This is a genomic window from Pseudoxanthomonas sp. F11 (assembly GCF_037046485.1).
Lineage (GTDB): Bacteria > Pseudomonadota > Gammaproteobacteria > Xanthomonadales > Xanthomonadaceae > Pseudoxanthomonas_A.
Map to the genome: position 1 here is coordinate 393,746 of NZ_JBANLZ010000004.1, position 17,873 is coordinate 411,618.

Below are 17,873 nucleotides of genomic sequence, written 5' to 3' on the forward strand. Positions count from 1 at the left end.
GATCAGACGTTGTTGTTGAGGTAGCCCAACATCGAGTCGGTGGTGGAGATGGCCTTGGCGTTCATCTCGTAGGCGCGCTGGGTTTCGATCATGCTGACCAGCTCTTCCACCACGTTGACGTTGGAGCCTTCCAGCGAGCCCTGCACCAGGCTGCCCAGGCCGTTGAGGCCGGGCGTCCCGTTCTGCGCGGGACCGGAGGCGGTGGTTTCGACGTAGAGGTTCTCGCCCTTGGCCTGCAGGCCGGACGGATTGACGAAGTCGGTCAGCGTCAGCGAACCGATTTCCAGCGCCTGGGCCTGGCCGGCCATGGTCACGCTGACGGTGCCGTCGTTGCCGATGGTCATGGACTGCGCGCCCTCGGGCACCTGGATGCCGGGCTGGACGGGATAGCCGCTGTTGGTGACCAGCTCGCCCTGCGCGTTGATCTGGAACGAGCCGTCGCGCGTGTAGGCCGGCGAGCCGTCGGGCAGCAGCACTTCGAAGAAGCCGCGGCCATTCACCATCACGTCCAGCGAGCGTCCGGTCTGCTGCGGGTTGCCCTGCTGGAAATCCTTGGAGGTGGATACGACGCGCACGCCGGTGCCGAGTTGCAGGCCGGAGGGCAACTGGGTCTGGGAGGACGTGGAGCCGCCGGGCTGGCGGACCTGTTGGTAAAGCAGGTCTTCGAAGCTGGCGCGGTCGCGCTTGAACCCGGTGGTGTTGGTGTTGGCCAGGTTGTTGGAGACCACGGACATGCGCGTCTGTTGCGCGTCCAGTCCGGTCTTGGCGACCCAGAGGGCCTGGTTCATGGCGTGGTTCCTCGCTGGTGGAAAGGGCGGAGCCGCGCGATGCGGTTCCTCGCCTCCTCTCAGGCAAGTCCTGTGCCGGAATGGGTGTCGTGGTTCTGGCGCCGGGATCCGCGTCGAAGTGGGACGGGGTTTCCGGTCGCGGCGGAGGTGTGGCGGAAAACCGGCGGACCCGGGCCTTAACCCCTCTCCCATCGGGATAGGGGTTGTGAGGGGCAACGGAGTCCACCGTCCGTGCGGACATTGGACCTTTCGAGAGGCACGCTGCCGCTCTTGCTTTCAGGGCCTAACGGGATGGTTGCCTAACTTGCCAGCATGGCGCCGCCTGCCGCGGGGGCCCTACTTTTCTTTGCTTGTGCAAAGAAAAGTAGGCAAAAGAAACACACCCCAGGCGGCACGCCCTCCGCGCTGCGCGCTTCGGGTCCGCGAGCGGGCCGGGAATTTCCGTAAGGCACATCCCTGTGCCATACGGAAACGCCGTCATCCATGACGGCGCCCTTCGGGTTTTACCCGACCCACTCGCCGCGCCTCATGGGGACCCGAAGGCAACATCAACAGCAAAGACGCGCGGCGATCCGTCAGGCGCGGCTCTTGGGGCCCCTTAGGTCCGGCAGTCCCGGCGGGCAAAACCCCGTAGGGGCGGCGCACAGGACGTGCGCCTTTTTCGGCCGGGGCAGGATGCCCCGTCCGAAAATTCCCACCGGGACTGCGCACCCGCCGCGCAGCGGCGGGCGGACCGCCGGGGGGTGTTTCTTTTGCCTACTTTTCTTTGCACAAGCAAAGAAAAGTAGGGCCCCCACGGCGAGCGGCACCATCTAAAGGCAACAGAAAACCCGTCCCGCAAGGCCATCCAACCCAAGCCAATCGCGGCCGTGGTTGATGCCAGAAATCGGGAAGGGAACGGTCTTCGTTGCCCCTTACCCCAACCCCTCTCTCCCACAGGGACTTCCTTCGGTTGCCGGAGGGAGAGGGGCTCCCAATGCAGAGAGAAGGGCTTACGAGCATCAGCCGCCTAGGCGCAGCAGCTGGTTCGACGACTGCGCCATCTCGTCGCCGCTGCGGATCACCTTCACCTGCATTTCGAACTGGCGTTGCAACTGGATCATCTGCACCAGCGCGCCGGCCGCATCCACGTTGCTGCCTTCCAGCACACCGACCGTCAGACTGTTGCCGGTGGCGGGCGCCAGGGCCGGAGCCTGTGGATCGGAGGGGCGCATCAGGCCGTCGCCGCCGCGGGTGAGTTGCGACTGCGCCGCTTCCACGATGCGCATGCGGCCGACCACGGCCATCGTCTGCGGGCCTTCGCCCTGCGGGATGATCGACACCGTGCCGTCGGCGCCGACATCGATGGACTGCGCCGGCGGCACCGCGATGGGATTGCCATTGTCGTCCAGCACCGCGCGGCCGCCTGCCGTGACCAGCTGGCCGTTCGGGGTCACGCTCAGCTCGCCGTTGCGTGTGTAGGCCGTGCCGCCGTCCGCGGCCTGTACGGCCAGCCAGCGGTTCGGCTGCAGCGAGATGTCCAGCGAACGGCCTGTGACCATCTGCGAACCGGTGCGGCCATCGAAGCCGGGATCGATCAGCACCGCGTCCACGCGCGAGGGGAAGCCCTGGCCCTGGATCTTGAAGGCTTCCGTGCCGGCCAGTGCGGCCTTGAATCCCTTGGTGTCCACATTGGCCAAGTTGTGCGACACGGTGCCCTGCGCCTGCAGCGAAGCGCGGGCGCCGGTCATGGCGACGTAGAGGGCTTTGTCCATGGGGAAGGGCCAGAAGTGAGTAGAGAGGAGTGAGAAGTGAGGAGAAGCGGAGGAGTGCGTTCAGCGAGTGCAGGAGGTTCCACTCACTCCTCACTCCTCTCCGCTCACTCCTCGCCTCACCTGATGTTGATCACCGCCTGGGTGATCTGGTCCTGCGTGGACAGGGCCTGCGAGTTCGCCTGGAAGTTGCGCTGCGCCACGATCATGTTGACCAGCTGCTCGGTCAGGTCGACCGTCGAGGCTTCCAGCGCGCCGGAAGCCACCTGGCCGAAGTCGGAGGTGCCCGGCGCACCGATGCGCGGTTCGCCGGAGGCGTAGCTGTGCGTCCAGGTGTTGTTGCCCTGCGACACCAGCCCCTGCGGATTGCTGAAGTTGGCCAGCGCGACCTGGCCCAGCGCCTGGTCTTCCCCGTTGGAGTAGCGCGCGTAGACCACGCCAGTCTCGGACACGCTGAACTCGTTGAGCTTGCCGGTGGCGTAGCCGTCCTGGTTCTGGATGCGCTTGGCGAACTGTTCGCCGTATTGGGTGGTGCCACTGATGTCCAGCGTCATGTTCAGCACGCCCGCGCCGGTGCTGGGCGTGAACGGCGACAGGGTCACCAGACCGTTGGCCGGCGCGGTCAGGGTACCGTTGTTGTCGAACTGCACCGTGGTGGGCGCGCCCATTGACGTCCCGTCCACGTACGTATGCATCTGCCATTCGTTCGGGTTGGGCGTCTTCACGTAGTAGACCGTCTGCTGGTGGGCCACGCCCAGCGAGTCGTACACGGTGACCGAGGTGGTTTCGTTGTAGCTGGCGCTGTCGGTGGGGGAGAACGGCGCGATGGTCGGCTGGGCGGCGTTGCCCGGCAGGGTGACGCCCAGCTCGACGCGCGTGGTGGGCGAGGGCGGGCTGTCGGTGGTCAGCAGGCGCAGGTCGGTCAGGTTGCCGGTGTCGAAGCCGATGCCGTCCGCACGCGGCGGGAACACCTGCAGACGGTAGCCCTCGGGCGTGGTGACGTAGCCGTTGGGATCGCGCTGGAAGTTGCCGGCACGCGTGTAGACATTGGTGCCGTTGTTGCTGACGGTGAAGAAGCCTTCCTTGTCCACCGCCATGTCCAGGTAGCGCCCGGTCTGGTTGATGTCGCCCTGCGAGAACTGCTGGGCCACGTTGGTCAGGCGCACGCCGGCGCCGATGCCGTTGCGCAACAGGCCGTAACCGGTGGACGAGAACACCTCGGCGAATTCCGCGCGCGACTCCTTGAAGCCGGTGGTGTTGACGTTGGCGATGTTGTGCGAGGTGACGTTGAGGTCGGCGTTGGCCGCCCTCATGCCGGACAGCGAGCTGTTGAATGCCATAGAAGACTCCTTGCGTTATGCGGTGGGAGCGGAGGTCAGGATGCCGACTTGCCGATGCGCAGCACGTAGTCGAGCGGTGCGGTGCCCAGGCCGGGCAGGTTGAGGTACAGGCCATCGGAGCCGATGGTCACGCTGTCGACCGTGGCGTCGACGTAGGTATTGAGCGCGGTGGCGGTACCGTCGCTGGCGGTATGGGTGGCCTTGATGGAGTACCTGCCTTCGGGCGCGCGCTCGCCGTTGGCTTTCACGCCATCCCAGGCGAACGCGGTCTCGCCCTTGGCGCCGGCTTCCACTTCCACGGTGTCCACCACCACGCCGCTGGCGTCCTTGATCTCGAAGGTGACCTTGCCGGCCCCGGGCGACATCACCAGACCGGTGGCGTTGCCGGAGGCGGGCAGGGCAAGGGATTCGGAAGGCACCACCACCGAGTGTCCGACCAGCGAGGCGCCCTTCAGCACCTGGTCGCCGGTGAGTGACGCGGTGAACCCGTTGACCGTGGCGTTGAGGTCGCTGATGCCCTGCACGGTGGAGAACTGCGCCAGCTGGGCGACGAACTCGCTGTTGGACAGCGGCTTCAGCGGATCCTGGTTGGCCAACTGCTCGGTCATCAGCCGCATGAAGTCGGCCTGTCCCAGCGTGTCGGCCTTCTTGGCCGTGGTCGCCGCGCCGGTGGTGCCGGTGTTGAGGGCGGCGAAAGGATCGCCGTTGACGGTCGTCATGTGCGTGTGCGCTCGGTGGCAGGCCGTCAGCGGCCCATGGTCAGGGTGGCCAGGGCCAGTTCCTTGGCGGTGTTCAGCACTTCCACGCCGGCCTGGTAGCCGCGCGAAGCGGAGATCAGGTTGACCATCTGCGCGACCGGATCGACATCCGGCGCATAGACGTAACCGTCGCCATCGGCCATCGGGTGACCCGGTTCGTAGCGCTTGATCGGCGGCGCTTCGCTCTGGGTGATCTCCTTCACCTGCACCGAGGTCAGCGAACCGTCCGCATTGAGCGGGCGCGCCTGGAAGATCGGTTCGATCGGCTTGTAGACCGCCTCCGGCGAGGAGGCGATGGAGTCGGCGTTGGACAGGTTGCTGGCGATGGTGTTCAGGCGCACGGACTGCGCCTGCAGCGCGGAGCCGGCGACGTCGAAGATGGGCAGGTTGCTCATGGCGCGTCCCCTTACTGGCCGGTGATGGCGGTGAGCATGGTGCGCACCTTGGATTCGATGAAGCTCAGCGAGGCGCGGTACTCCAGCGCCGCCCGGCCGTAGGCGGCGCGTTCGGTGTCGGCATCCACGGTGTTGCCATCCAGGCTGGGCTGCACGCCCGCGCGCTCGAACAGGCGAGGGCTGGCATCGAGCAGGGTGAGGTGCTGCTCGTGGGTGGTCTGCAGGGGCGCGGCCCTGGCGGCGGCCTGCTCCAGGGCGGCCTGGAAGTCGAGGTCCTTGGCCTTGAAATTGGGCGTGTCCGCGTTGGACAGGTTACTGGCGATCAGCTGCATGCGCTGCTCGCGCAGCGGCAGCGCCGCGGCATGGACACCCAGATAGTTGGAGATGGGGTTGGACATGGCACCGCTCCGGCAGACCGTTGCCGGGGATGCTGCAAGGCGTGTGCCAGAACCGGGCGAACATCCGCCCAGGCAGGGATAGGGATCCCCGTGCCGTCATCCCGGCGAAGGCCGGGATCCATCTTGAACCTGCCCTTTACCCCTTCTCTCTTCTAGGCGAAGAGCACATGGGTCCCAGCGTTCGCTGGGACGACGATCAGGCTGCCATTTGCGCCGCGGCCACCTGGTTCAGCCGGAACAGCACATGCTCGGCCAGCTCATGCGGGCTGTACTTGGCCACGAAGGCGTTGGCGCCGACCCGTTCGACCATGGCGTTGTTGAACACGCCCGACAGCGAGGTGTGCAGCAGCACGTACAGGCCGGCCAGGCCTGGATGGCGCCGGATTTCCGTCGTCAGGGTGTAGCCGTCCATGGCGGGCATCTCGATGTCGGAGATGACCATGGCGTAGCGCTCGGCCGGGTTCTCGCCGGCGGCGTGCACCTGCAAGAGGTGGTCCAGAGCCTGACGGCCGTCGGAGAGCAGGGTGGCGGTGACGCCCAACTGCTCCAGCACACTGCGGATCTGCGAGCGCGCCACGCGTGAATCGTCCACCACCAGCACCTGCATCGGCGGCGCACCGGCAGGCAGGGCCATCTCCGGGGCCAGCGTGGCGTCCATGCGCGACTGGCAGATGTCGGCCAGCACGCTTTCCACGTCGATCACCTGGATCAGCTCGCCCTGGAAGCGCGTCACGGCGGTCAGGTAGCTGTTCTCCGCGCCCAGCTCCGGCGGCGGGTGGATGTCTTCCACCGCGATGTTGACGATGCGCTCCACGCCGCTGACCAGGAAGCCCTGCACGGAGCGGTTGAACTCGGTCACCACCAGGTAGTTGGGGGCGTTCTCGGGGTCGGGGTCGCGCTCGGGGTGGCGGATGCTCAGGCCCAGGTCCAGCACCGGCACCGAGCGCCCGCGCACGTCGGCCACGCCGACGAATTCGCTGGGTAGTCCGGGCAGCTGGAACAGGCCGGGCCGGCGCAGGACTTCCTGCACCTTGAAGACGTTGACGCCAAAAAGCTGACGCCCGCCCAGGCGGAACAGCAGCAGGGCGAGGCGGTTGTGGCCGGCCAGGCGGGTGCGCTGGTCGATGCGGTTGAGCAGGTCCTGGGTCATGTCCAGCATATCGGCCGTGGGGTGGGGGTCTTGAGCGCAGGTGCCATTCGTGCGGCCTGGCATGGTGCCGCTCGCCGCGGGGGCGTTCCTTGACCAGCCATTCGGCTGTTGAGAAACACCTCTTTGCTCGTGCAAAGAAAGGAACCAAAGAAACACGCCCCAGGCGGCACGCCCTGCGCTTCGCTCCGGGTCCGCGAGCGGGCCGGGAATTTCCGTATGGCACATCCCTGTGCCGTACGGAAACGCCGTCATCCATGACGGCGCCCTCCGGGTTTTACCCGGCCCGCTCGCCGTGCCTCATGGGGAACCCGAAGAGCCAGGGCAACGGCGTGCGTGCCGGATTTGTCCGTGCGGGCTTCTGGGGCCCCTTAGGTCCGGCAGTCACGGCGGGTAAAACCCGCAGGGCGGCGCACATGGATGTGCGCCGTTTTCGGCCAGGGCAGGATGCCCTGGCCGAAAATTCCCGTCGTGAATGCGAACCCGCCGCGTGCGGCGGGCGGACCGCCGGGGGGTGTTTCTTTTGCCTACTTTTCTTTGCACAAGCAAAGAAAAGTAGGGCCCCCGCGGCGAGCGGCGCCAAGCCCGACCTAGCACTGACCCACTCGGAAGGATTCAATCGCATTGCACGTTCGCAGTGAGCGCGTCGACTGAATGGTGCAGGTTGCGAGACTGCCTTTGATCGACCGGGACGGGCTTCGTTGCCCCTCACCCCAACCCCTCTCTCCCACAGGGACTTCCTTCGGTCGCCGCAGGGAGAGGGGTCACTGCTGGCACATCCCTTGCAACCTCCCCGCCGATGAACCGACGGAGCCCGCCCATGCTGCTGCGCCTCACCACCGCCCTGATCGGCGGTCTGACCGCATGCGCCGTGCTGGCCGCGGACTTCCAGCCGGTCGACAGCATCAAGGCCGCCGCTCTCGGCGCCTTGCCTGCCGGCAGTGAAGCCGAGGCCACGCTCGATCCCGCCCTGCGCCTGCCGCGCTGTGGCGCCGCGCTGGTCGCACGTGTCCAGGCCAGCAACAGCGTGGAGGTCGGCTGTCCCGATGGCTGGCGCCTGTTCGTGCCGGTGCGCGTACGCCGCAGCCAGACGGTACTGGTGCTGAGCCGCGGCATCGCACCGGGCGAAACGATCACCGCCGATGCTTTCATTCCCGAAACCCGCGATGCCTCACGCATCGTCGGTGCGGCCGTGGCCGATCCTGCCCAGGCCGTCGGTCGCGTCGCGCGCCGCACCTTGTCGGCCGGTGCCGTGCTGTCGGCGACCGACCTGGTGGCCCAGCGCCTGATCCGCCGGGGCGACAACGTCGCGCTGGTGTCCCGCCGCGGCGGGGTGGAGGTGCGCGTGGTCGGCAAGGCGCTGGGCGATGCCGGCGAGAACGAACGGGTGACCGTGGAAAACCTCTCGTCCCACCGCGTGGTGCAGGGCGTGGTGGGGCCGGGCGGCGACGTCTGGGTCAGCCGTTGAAAAGAAATCTCAATGGCCCCTCAAGTTGTCCGTCGGGGCGCCGATACCAACGCTGGGTGGAAAAGCCGTCGACCATCCGGCCTTCAGCGGAATTGTGGAATCCGTCACTAAAGTTGGCGTGGTCCCAGCCGATAACCTCGATGAACCCTGTTACAGGTGAACCAACATGAGCCAGAAAATCGAAGGCACTCCCCCTGCCGCCGTACGCACCACGGGCCCCGTAGGCGGCCGTGTCGCGCCGGCGGGTGCCGAACGTTCGCGGCCGGTGGAAGCCAGCGCCGGCGGCGACAGCCTGCGCCTGACCGGTGAGGCCACCAGCCTGCAGGCGATGCAGCGCGAGCTGTCCACCGCGCCGGCCATCGACCACGCCCGCGTGCAGGCCGTGCGCGAAGCGCTGCAGGCCGGCACGTACACGATCAACGCCGAAGCCATCGCCGACGGCATGCTCGGCCTGGAAGACCAGCTCGGCGGCTGATCACGATGACGCACGCCCCCCTCCAGCGACTGTCCGCGGCCCTGGAAGAGGAGCGTCGCGCCATCGTCGAACATGACGTGGAAGGCCTGGTGCGGTGCACCCAGGAAAAGCTGGATGCGCTGCGCGCGCTGGAAGCGGCCGCCGCGGGCTACGGTTTCCCCGACGAACTGCAGGGGCGCCTGACCGAACTGGCCGAAATGAACCATGCCAACGGCATCCTGCTGGCGCGCCGCCGGCGAGAAGTGAATTGGGCCCTGCGCCATCTCGGCCGCGCCGAAAGCAGCGGCGCCTACGATGCGCAGGGACAGACGTCCACGCTGTCCGCCCCGCGCCCGCTCGCGGTCGCCTGAGCCCGGTGCCCGATCCGCAAACTGCGACATCGCACCTTGCCGCTGCCCAAGGCGCGCCGGATACTGGCGCCCCGTCGCCGCCGTCCGATGCGTCCGTGGCCACCGCCCCATCCCCGAATCCCTTCCCCCACGCCTGTGCGTCGGAAGACATACCGACGTTCGCCGACCTGAAGGCGCTGGCCGAACTGATGGATGACGGCTACCTCCTCTGTCGCGGCGATGCGCGCCCCCTCCATGCGAACGCCGCCGCGCTGGCGTTGGTGAACGACGAACACGATGCGCTGGCCGCGCTTGCCCGGCTGCTGCCGGCGGATGCGATCGCCACGGCACGCGCCGATGGCCGCTGGAACGGCGACCTGAGCCTGGACGACGGCCTCGTACTGCAGGTGCGCGCCTATTTCCACGACAATCCCGGCGGCGGACACTGCCTGGTGGTCTTCCACGACGTCAGCGAGGCGCACGCGCGCCAGCAGGAGCTGCAGCGCCGCCACGCGCAGCTGCGGCAGACGCTGGTGCGCCTGGCCGGTGCGCAGGAGCAGCTGGTGCAGTCGGAGAAGATGGCCTCCATCGGCCAGCTCGCGGCAGGCGTCGCGCACGAGATCAACAACCCCATCGGCTACGTGCACTCCAACCTGGGCTCGCTGCAGGAATACCTGCACAGCCTGTTCTCGCTGATCGAGGTCTACGAGCGCGCGCTGCGCCTGCCGGACCCGAAGGCGATGCTGCCCGAGATCGAGGAGATGCGCGCGCGCTACGACATCGATTTCATCACCGGCGACCTGCCGCAGCTGATGGCGGAGTCGCGCGAGGGCATCGAGCGCGTCACCGCCATCGTCCGCAACCTCAAGGACTTCTCCTATTCCGGCCGCGACGACAGCTGGAAATCCGCCGACCTGCATGCCGGCCTGGATTCCACCATCAACATCGTCTGGAACGAGTTGAAGTACAAGGTCACGCTGGAAAGGCACTATGGCAAGCTGCCGCTGGTGCAGTGCCGGCCGTCGGAATTGAACCAGGTGTTCATGAACATCCTGCTCAACGCCAGCCATGCCATCGACGAGCGCGGCACCATCACCGTCAGTACGGGCGTGGAGGGCGACGAGGTCTGGGTCGAGATCCAGGACAGCGGCCACGGCATCCCCGAGGAGATCCTGCAGCGCATCTTCGATCCGTTCTTCACCACCAAGCCGGTGGGCAGCGGCACCGGGCTGGGGCTGTCGATCTCCTACGGCATCGTGAAGAAGCACAACGGCCGCATCGAGGCGCGCAACATCCCCGGCGCGGGGGCCTGCTTCCGCATCATGCTGCCGATCCGCCAGCCGAGCGCCGACGCTGCGTGAGCCGTCAACACGCATCCCTGTAGGAGCGACGTAAGTCGCGACCGGATGAACGCGGTGCCGGTGAGCGTCGAGCAGGCGATCAACCGCCGGTGGATGGTATCGCCGAATGGATTGTTTGATTTCCGCGATCGCGACTTACGTCGCTCCTACAGGGGCGGCGCGTCGAAGAACGCCAGCTTCTTCGCCCTGGGTAACCGCTTGAGCTGTGCTTCCGCCCGTGACGCGGCGCTGCGGTCCGGATAGGCGCGACTCGCCACGACGCGCACCGGCGGATTCGCCCGCGTATACTTCGCGCCGGTGCCCGCAAGATGCGCGGCATAGCGCGCCTCCAGGCCATTGGTGATGCCGGCGTAGTAGGCGCCGTTGCGGCACTCCAGCAGGTACAGGCACCACGGTGTCGCGTCAGGCATGTGCGCGGTGGTGGGGCTGGCTTTCATACGCGGTGAAGGCCTGGCGGATGTGCTCGCGCAGGTCGTCGTCGTTCCACGGTTTGGTGAGGAAGCGGTAGATCTCGCCGCGATTGATGGCCTCGGTCACGGTGGCCAGGTCGGTGTAGCCGGACAGCACCAGGCGCACGGTGTCCGGGTACAGCATGCGCACGCGGCCGAGGAATTCGGTGCCGCTCATGTCCGACATGCGCTGGTCGGACAGGATGACCTGCACGTCGTTGGTCGCCAGCAGTTCGAACGCGTCGGTGACGTTGCTGGCGGCCAGGATGCGGTAACCGTCGCGGCGGAACAGGCGCACCAGCGAGCGCAGGATGTTCTCCTCGTCGTCGAGCAGCAGCAGCGTGCGATCGGGCTTGGTGGCCGCGAACGCATCCGCACGCAGGTAGCGGCGGCGCAACACGGCGCCCGCGTCCTCGGCGTTCATCGGCTCGCCGAACAGGTGGCCCTGGAACATGTCGCACTGGTTGCGGCGCAGGAAGCCCAGCTGCGTGTCGGTTTCCACGCCATGGGCGATGACCTTCATGCCCAACTGGTGTCCCATGGCGATGATGGCGCAGGTGATGGCCACCTCGCGATTGCCGGAGGGTACGCCCTTGACGAAGTTGCGGTCGATCTTGATCTTGTCCACCGAGAAGCGGACCAGCGAATCCAGGTTGGAATCGCCCATGCCGAAATCGTCCAGGGTCAGGCGGACGCCCTCGCGGTGCAGCTGCGCCAGGGTGCGGTGGACCAGGTTCATGTCCTTGGCCAGCGCGTTCTGGCGCACCTCCAGCACCACCATCTGCGGCGGTACGCCGGCTTCCTGCATCGCCTCCAGCACTTCGGCCACGAAGCTGGGCCGCAGCAGCTGCAGCGTCGAGACATTGACCGCGATCTCGAAGTCGTCGAAGCCCCAGTCCCGCCAGATGCGCGCCTGCTTGAAGGCGTTGCGCAGCACCCAGTCGCCGATCTGCACGATCACGCCCAGCTTTTCGGCCACGTGCATGAAGCGCTCGGGCACCAGCAGGCCCAGGGCGGGCGAGTACCAGCGCAGCAGCGTCTCCATGCCGACCACGCGGCCGTCGTGGGCGTTGATCTGCGGCTGGTAGAACAGGCGCAGTTCGTTGTGCTGGATGGCGTTGACGATCTGCCGCGCGATGATGCTGTCGCTGCGCGCAGTGATGGCGGCGCCGCGACGGTAGAGGCGCACCAGGTTCATGCCCTCGTGCTTGGCCTGTTCCATCGCGCTTTCGGCGCACTGCAACAGGCCCGACGCCGTATCCGCGTGTTCCGGGCACAGGGCGATGCCCAGCGTGCCGGTCAGGAACAGCGTGTAGGGCAGCACCGTCATCGGCAGTTCGATCTGCTCGCGCAGCGCGTCGCCGAAGCGCTCGGGCGGCAAGATGCCGGGCAGGCGCGGCACGGCCACGATGAATTCGTCGCTGCCATGCCGCCAGGCACGCGCCTCGGGGCCCAGCCCCTGCTGCAGGCGGTCGCTGAGGATGGCCAGCGCCTCGTCGCCGACTTCCACGCCCATGTTCTCGTTGATCGAGCGGAAGTGGTCGATGTCCAGGTACAGCAGCATCAGCGGCGTTCCGCCCGCATTGGCGGCGTCGACCATCCGCTGCAGGTCGGGTTCGCCGGCACCCAGGCGGGGCAGGCGGGGCAGGTGGGCGTGCTCGGTGTTCAAGCGGGGTCGGGGGACGTCGCGGGTGCCGGCCCATAGGGTAGGCGAAGTCGCCAGTGGCTGCCCCCCTGTTCGTCGAGCCGTCCCCCGGCGGCGCCTGCCAGCGCACGCCACAATGCGGCATCGGGCAGCTCGCCAGGGATGTCGTGGGCGGTCAGCACGAAGGCGTCGTCGTCGTCCGCCAGCGCCACATGCGCGCCGCCGTCTGCACGCGTGGCCGCTTGCCGGAGGAGGGCCTGGCCGATGCGGAAGGCCACGAGTGCGAGGTCTGCGCGCGGTGCGCGGGGCAGCGGCTGCAGCGAAGCCGAAAGCGTGCCCGGCGCAAAGTGGCGCTCGACCTCGGCGCGCAGCGCCGCGTCCAGGCCGATGGCGTCCAGCTGAGGCGGGTGCAGGAGCGCGTGCAGGTCGCGCAGGATCGCCACCGTTTCGTCGCTGGTCCGAATGATGTCGTGCAGGTCCTCCGCACGCAGGTAGGCGTCGTCTTCCGACTGCACCAGGTGCGCGCCCATCCGGATGGCCGACAGGGCCTGTCCCACCTGGTTGTGCAGGGCGCGTCCCACCCGCGCGCGTTCCTCCTCCTGCAGGCGGAACAGCTGGAGCAGCAGCGTGGAAGTGGACGGCATGGGCGTCGGCCGGTGCGCAGGGCGGTCGCGGCAGTATGCCAGCCGCGCCTCGCGGTCGACCACGTGGCGAGCGGTGAAAACGCCAAGGGGCGACCGCATCGCGATCGCCCCGTGGTGGTCTCAGCCGGAAATGGACGACAGGCTCAGAACAGCTCCACCGTGCCGGCGCCCATGTTCTGCTGCGCCACCGGCTTGTGCGGCGGCCGCTCCCATTCCGTGCGCTGGTCGCGCAGGCGGTTGCCGATCAGGCGCAGCGCGCTGAGCAGCTCGTTGTCCGTCGCGCCGCCGGAGCGGTGCAGCAGTTCCTGCAGGGCGACGGCTTCCTTATTGATGGTGGCCAGGCGCTCCAGGTGCGTCACCGCACTGCCCAGCGACTGGGTGGCGATGTCTTCGAACTGCAGCGAACGGACCGCATCGGCCACGCTGGCGTCGATGGCGTGGCCGCACATCGAGACCTCGCGCATGCCATCGCCCAGCGAGGCGTTGATGGCTGCGACCTGGCTCAGCATGCCGGCGGCTTCGGCACGCGCCTCGCGGGAGCGGTCCAGGTCGCGCGAGGCCATGTGGGACACGGTGTCGCGCACCTTGGCGATGGATTCCTTCGAGCTGTGCGCCAGCTTGCGGATCTGTTCGTTGAAGGCGGTGGAACGCTCGGACAGGTTGCGCACCTCGTCGGCGACGACGGCGAAGCCGCGGCCGGCCTCGCCGGCGCGGGCCGCTTCGATGGCGGCGTTCAGCGCCAGCAGGTTGGTCTGGTCGGCGATCGACTTCACGTCCTCCAGCAACGAGAAGATGCCGTCCAGGTGCTGGGCCATATCATCGATGTGGTGCACGGTGGTGCCGCTCTGGCCGGCCACCTGCTCCAGCGCTTCCACCAGTTGCTCCATGCGCTGGCTGGCGTTCTGGGCGAAACGCGCCACGTCCACGCCTGCGCGGTCCCCGTCGCCGTTGCGGTCGATGATGCGGGCGATGGCCGCGCTCTGTTCGCGCGACTTGCGGTTCATCGCGTCGAAGCTGCCCCCGAGGCTGCCGACGGCCTCGCGGATCAGTTCGCGGGCGCGGTCGATCTCGTGGCGCGAGCCTTCGATCTCGTTGTTGACGAAGCGGCGCAGCTCGCTCAGCAGCGCATCCTGTTCGCGCACGACGCTGGCATGCTCCGGCGAGATCTGGTGCGAGTTGACGACCGACAGCCAGGCGAAGATCAGCCAGGCCAGGGTCAGCGATGTCAGCAGGGCCCACTGCAGGGCGTTGGGCCAGTCGAGACCGACCGACAGCGGGAACAGCAGGGTCAGGATGAGGGGTGCCGCCAGACGAACCAGGATGCGCGAGTACATGGGTGCTCTCTGATGAAGCTCACTGTGGAGTATCGGCCGTGCGGAACGGCTCTTTAGGCGGGAAATCCCATGGTTTCGCGCGAACGGATGATCTGTGACCGTCGTTGCTGCTTTCTGTCGGAGCGACGTGAGTCGCGACCGCGGCCTGCGAAAATCCTGAATGCAGATGGACAGGGATTCTTGCCCGGTAAGGCTCCTTGCCTGAATCGCGAGCCAGGGCAGCTTCGACCGTGCGGTCGCGACTCACGTCGCTCCTGCAGCAGGCCCGCAGTGGGGATTCCGGAGACTCAGGCGATCGCCGCCGCCAGGTCCAGCAGCCGCTGCGCGATGCGTTCCAGCGGTACGGTTTCCTTGGCCGCGCCCAGCCGCATGGCCGCGCCGGGCATGCCCCAGACCACGCTGGTGGCTTCGTCCTGCACCAGGGTGGGCGCGCCGGCCTGGCTCATCTCCAGCAGGCCGCGGGCGCCGTCGTCGCCCATGCCGGTCAGGATGGCGCCGACCGCGTTGCCGCCCGCGCTCTGGGCGACGGAACGGAACAGTACGTCCACGGCCGGCTTGTGGCGGTTCACCGCCGGGCCGTCGTCGATGCGGCAGCGCCAGCGGGCGCCGTCGCGTATCACGCGCATGTGCTGGCCGCCGGGGGGAAGGTAGGCGTGGCCGGGCAGGATGGCTTCGCCATCGGTCGCCTCGCGCACGGCCATGGCCGAATGGCGGTCCAGGCGTTCGGCGAAGGCGCGGCTGAAACCGGCCGGGATGTGCTGGGTCAGGACGATGGCGGGCGCGTCGGCCGGCATCTGCTCCAGCACCACGCGCAGGGCCTCGGTGCCGCCGGCGGAAGCGCCGATGGCGATCAGACGGTCGGTGGTGCGGAAGCGCAGCGCCGGCGGCGCCGGCAGCGCGGTGTCCAGCCCAGTGCGCGGCGCGCTGGTGCGGGCCAGCGGGCGCACGCGCGCCTTCGCGGCGGCCTTGACCTTGGCGATGATCTCGTCGGCGTAGGCCTGCAGGCCGCTGGCGACGTCCAGCTTGGGCTTGGAGACGAAATCCACCGCGCCCAACGCCAGCGCCTGCAGCGTGGTATCGGCGCCGCGCTCGGTCAGCGAGGAGATCATCACCACCGGCATCGGCCGCAGGCGCATGACGTTTTCCAGGAAGGCCAGCCCGTCCATGCGCGGCATTTCCACGTCCAGCGTCATCACGTCCGGGTTCAGGCGCTTGATCTTGTCGCGCGCCAGCAGCGGGTCGGCGGCGGAACCGACGACCTCGATGGCGGGGTCGCGCGACAGGATCTCGGTCAGGATCTGGCGTACCACCGCCGAGTCGTCGACGATCAGCACGCGGCAAGGGGTCGTACTCATCAGAACAGCTCCACGCCCCCGGTGACCGGGGCCTTGGACAGGCGGGCGCGGGCAGCGGACTCGGCGGCCAGCACTTCGGCATCGTGCGCGTGCGGCAGGCGCTGGACGACGGCGCGCCCGGTCTGCGGGAAGTACCAGACCTTGCGCGGATGGATGCCGCGCAGGTCTTCGGCCATCACCGGGATGCGCTCGGCATCCAGATAGCGGCGCACGAATTCTGCGTTGCGCGTGCCTACCGGATTGCTGGTGAACCCCTTCAGCACGTTGGCGCCGCCGAACACCTTGGCTTCCAGCCGGTTGCGTGCCGCACCGCGCTTGAGCAGGTCGTTGATCAACAGTTCCATCGCGTAGCTGCCGTAACGCGCCGGCGCACCGTCGCCCACGTTGCCGTCGGGGAGCAGGAAGTGGTTCATCCCGCCCAGTTTGAGCAGCGGGTCGCGGATGCACGCGGCCACGCACGAACCCAGCACGGTGACCAGCGCGGTGTCGTTGTCGACCACCAGGTACTGGGTGGGCAGCAGCTTGGCCGCTTCGGTCTTGAAGCGGGCATCGTGGTACCGCATCACGCGGCCATCGGCGAAGGCGGCAGCGGCGGCACTCATGCGGCCGTCCCGGCGCGCCGGTACAGCGTGCGCCCGCAGGGCTGGATGATGTCCGCCGCGTGCAGGTAGTTCTCCGAGTGCCCGGTGTACAGCATGCCATCGTCGGCCAGGTGCGGGACCAGGCGCGTCAGGATGGCCCGCTGCGTGGGCTTGTCGAAGTAGATCATCACGTTGCGGCAGAACATCGCCACGAACGGACCGGATACCTCGTAGCGCGGCGCAAGCAGGTTCAGTGGCCTGAATTCGATCAGCTGGCGCAATGCCGGATGCACGCGGCACTTGCCTTCGTTGGGGCCGCTGCCGCGTTGGAAATAGCGGCGCTTCAGGGCATCGTCCAGGCCGGCGATGCGTTCGATCGGATAGACGCCACGCTCGCCGGTGGCCAGCACCTGGGTGTCCACGTCGGTGGCCAGGATGCGTATCGGCGGTGTCAGCGTGCCGTAAGCCTCGCAGGCGGTGATGGCGATGGAATACGGCTCCTCGCCGGTGGAAGCGGCACAGGACCAGATCTTCAGCGGACCATCGTTGCGGCGTTTGGCCAGTTCTTCCTGCAGACGCTCGAAATGGTGCGGCTCGCGGAAGAACGACGTGAGGTTGGTGGTCAGCGCATTGGTGAAGGCCTGCCATTCGTCGCCGCCATCGCGTTCCAGCTGGTCCAGGTAGTCCTTGAAGCTGCGCAGCCCGAGCGCGCGCAGGCGCCTGGACAGGCGGCCGTAGACCATGTCGCGCTTGCCGTCGGCCAGTGCGATGCCGGCACGCTGGCGGATCAGGTCGGCCACCCGGCGGAAATCGCGGTCGTCGAACTCGAAGTCGCGCGTGCCCGGCACCGGGGTGTCGTCACGGTTGGCGGGGGGGGCAGGGGTCCGTCGGATCGTGGCGGCGGCGTGGGCCGGGAAGCGGGTGCTGACGGACATGGAGGGCTCGAGCGGACGGGATGCGGGCGGGCTTCCGTCACCGGCGCCCCATCGACAGGACGGAACACCGGTGACGGGTCAGACAATGCAAACGGCGTGCCTCAGAACTCCTGCCAGTCGTCGCCTTCGGCCAGCGCGGGCTCCAGGGCGGCCGGGGCGGCGGGGCGTGCCATCGGCTTCACCGGCGCCACCGCGGGCGCGGGGCGGGCGGGCTGCCTGACGGCCGCCGTGGGTGCCGCGTGCGCATGCAGCTTGAACACCGAGACCGACTCGCTGAGAGCCTGCGCCTGCTCTTCCATGGAGCGGGCGGCGGCCGAGGCTTCCTCCACCAGCGCAGCGTTCTGCTGGGTGGTCTCGTCCATCTGGGTGATGGTCTGGTTGACCTGTTCGATGCCCGCGCTCTGTTCCTGCGAAGCAGCGGAGATCTCGGACATGATGTCGGTCACGCGCTGCACGCTGGCGACGATCTCGCCCATGGTGGCGCCGGCCTGGTTCACGAGCTTGGAGCCATCGGCCACCTTGTCGACGGACGTCTCGATCAGGCCCTTGATCTCCTTGGCCGCGTTGGCCGAACGCTGGGCGAGGGTACGCACTTCGCTGGCGACCACGGCGAAGCCGCGGCCCTGCTCGCCGGCACGCGCGGCTTCCACCGCGGCATTGAGCGCCAGGATGTTGGTCTGGAAGGCGATGCCGTCGATGACGGAGATGATCTCGGCGATC

General features: G+C 67.9%; 19 protein-coding genes. 4 read left to right on the forward strand and 15 right to left on the reverse strand.

Annotated elements, in window-relative coordinates; genetic code table 11:
* Nucleotides 1-2 precede the first annotated feature (2 nt).
* From flgG to V8246_RS14695, 7 genes are all read right to left on the reverse strand, one after another.
* Nucleotides 3-788 carry a flagellar basal-body rod protein FlgG gene (gene flgG / locus V8246_RS14665; RefSeq protein ID WP_185896369.1) on the reverse strand — a complete coding sequence of 262 codons (786 nt, stop codon included), beginning with the start codon at nucleotides 786-788 and terminating at the stop codon, nucleotides 3-5.
* 1,001 nt (nucleotides 789-1,789) lie between these two features.
* The gene (locus V8246_RS14670; RefSeq protein ID WP_336189850.1) at nucleotides 1,790-2,542 is read right to left on the reverse strand and encodes a flagellar basal body rod protein FlgF; all 753 of its coding nucleotides are present in this window, start codon (nucleotides 2,540-2,542) and stop codon (nucleotides 1,790-1,792) included.
* 116 nt (nucleotides 2,543-2,658) lie between these two features.
* Nucleotides 2,659-3,879: a flagellar hook protein FlgE gene (flgE, locus tag V8246_RS14675; RefSeq protein WP_185896367.1), complete on the reverse strand. Its 1,221-nt coding sequence runs from the start codon at nucleotides 3,877-3,879 to the stop codon at nucleotides 2,659-2,661.
* A 35-nt stretch (nucleotides 3,880-3,914) separates the two neighbouring features.
* Nucleotides 3,915-4,598: a flagellar hook capping FlgD N-terminal domain-containing protein gene (locus V8246_RS14680; protein ID WP_336189851.1), complete on the reverse strand. Its 684-nt coding sequence runs from the start codon at nucleotides 4,596-4,598 to the stop codon at nucleotides 3,915-3,917.
* 26 nt (nucleotides 4,599-4,624) lie between these two features.
* Nucleotides 4,625-5,032 (reverse strand): flagellar basal body rod protein FlgC, encoded by a 408-nt coding sequence (gene flgC, locus V8246_RS14685; protein ID WP_142124952.1) that lies wholly within the window; start codon nucleotides 5,030-5,032, stop codon nucleotides 4,625-4,627.
* 11 nt (nucleotides 5,033-5,043) lie between these two features.
* Nucleotides 5,044-5,430: a flagellar basal body rod protein FlgB gene (gene flgB, locus V8246_RS14690; protein WP_162110328.1), complete on the reverse strand. Its 387-nt coding sequence runs from the start codon at nucleotides 5,428-5,430 to the stop codon at nucleotides 5,044-5,046.
* A gap of 196 nt (nucleotides 5,431-5,626) precedes the next feature.
* Nucleotides 5,627-6,580, reverse strand: a complete 954-nt coding sequence (locus tag V8246_RS14695; RefSeq protein WP_336189852.1) for a chemotaxis protein — start codon at nucleotides 6,578-6,580, stop codon at nucleotides 5,627-5,629.
* 817 nt (nucleotides 6,581-7,397) lie between these two features.
* Between V8246_RS14695 and flgA the strand changes: the two genes are divergently transcribed.
* The 4 genes from flgA to V8246_RS14715 all read left to right on the forward strand — a co-directional run bounded on the left by flgA (nucleotide 7,398) and on the right by V8246_RS14715 (nucleotide 10,210).
* The gene (flgA, locus tag V8246_RS14700) at nucleotides 7,398-8,045 is read left to right on the forward strand and encodes a flagellar basal body P-ring formation chaperone FlgA (protein WP_336189853.1); all 648 of its coding nucleotides are present in this window, start codon (nucleotides 7,398-7,400) and stop codon (nucleotides 8,043-8,045) included.
* Between the two features lie 166 nt (nucleotides 8,046-8,211).
* Entirely contained in the window at nucleotides 8,212-8,520 is a 309-nt protein-coding gene (gene flgM / locus V8246_RS14705) for a flagellar biosynthesis anti-sigma factor FlgM (protein ID WP_336189854.1), read from the forward strand.
* Nucleotides 8,521-8,525: 5 nt separating this feature from the next.
* Complete coding sequence (locus tag V8246_RS14710; RefSeq protein WP_312771412.1) at nucleotides 8,526-8,870, forward strand: flagellar protein FlgN; 345 nt, start codon at nucleotides 8,526-8,528, stop codon at nucleotides 8,868-8,870.
* A 188-nt stretch (nucleotides 8,871-9,058) separates the two neighbouring features.
* Nucleotides 9,059-10,210: an ATP-binding protein gene (locus V8246_RS14715; protein WP_187574772.1), complete on the forward strand. Its 1,152-nt coding sequence runs from the start codon at nucleotides 9,059-9,061 to the stop codon at nucleotides 10,208-10,210.
* A 146-nt stretch (nucleotides 10,211-10,356) separates the two neighbouring features.
* Here V8246_RS14715 and V8246_RS14720 read toward each other — a convergent pair whose 3' ends face one another.
* The 8 genes from V8246_RS14720 to V8246_RS14755 form a co-directional block, all read right to left on the reverse strand.
* Nucleotides 10,357-10,620, reverse strand: a complete 264-nt coding sequence (locus tag V8246_RS14720; RefSeq protein WP_336189857.1) for a GIY-YIG nuclease family protein — start codon at nucleotides 10,618-10,620, stop codon at nucleotides 10,357-10,359.
* Nucleotides 10,613-12,259, reverse strand: coding sequence for an EAL domain-containing protein (locus V8246_RS14725; protein ID WP_336189875.1), 1,647 nt, complete (start codon nucleotides 12,257-12,259; stop codon nucleotides 10,613-10,615). The genes V8246_RS14720 and V8246_RS14725 overlap by 8 nt, the downstream gene beginning before the upstream one ends.
* 65 nt (nucleotides 12,260-12,324) lie before the next feature.
* Nucleotides 12,325-13,047, reverse strand: coding sequence for a histidine kinase (locus tag V8246_RS14730; protein WP_336189859.1), 723 nt, complete (start codon nucleotides 13,045-13,047; stop codon nucleotides 12,325-12,327).
* A 44-nt stretch (nucleotides 13,048-13,091) separates the two neighbouring features.
* Nucleotides 13,092-14,282, reverse strand: coding sequence for a methyl-accepting chemotaxis protein (locus V8246_RS14735; RefSeq protein WP_185896360.1), 1,191 nt, complete (start codon nucleotides 14,280-14,282; stop codon nucleotides 13,092-13,094).
* Nucleotides 14,283-14,569: 287 nt separating this feature from the next.
* Nucleotides 14,570-15,640, reverse strand: a complete 1,071-nt coding sequence (locus V8246_RS14740; RefSeq protein ID WP_336189876.1) for a chemotaxis response regulator protein-glutamate methylesterase — start codon at nucleotides 15,638-15,640, stop codon at nucleotides 14,570-14,572.
* Nucleotides 15,637-16,239, reverse strand: coding sequence for a chemoreceptor glutamine deamidase CheD (gene cheD / locus V8246_RS14745; RefSeq protein ID WP_185896359.1), 603 nt, complete (start codon nucleotides 16,237-16,239; stop codon nucleotides 15,637-15,639). The genes V8246_RS14740 and cheD overlap by 4 nt, the downstream gene beginning before the upstream one ends.
* On the reverse strand, nucleotides 16,236-17,153 hold the full coding sequence (locus V8246_RS14750) for a CheR family methyltransferase (RefSeq protein ID WP_336189861.1): 918 nt from the start codon (nucleotides 17,151-17,153) through the stop codon (nucleotides 16,236-16,238). Before V8246_RS14750 ends, cheD begins: the two co-directional genes overlap by 4 nt.
* Nucleotides 17,154-17,254: 101 nt before the next feature.
* Nucleotides 17,255-17,873, reverse strand: a 619-nt coding sequence (locus tag V8246_RS14755) for a methyl-accepting chemotaxis protein (protein ID WP_336189862.1), incomplete at its 5' end; no start/stop codon positions are given.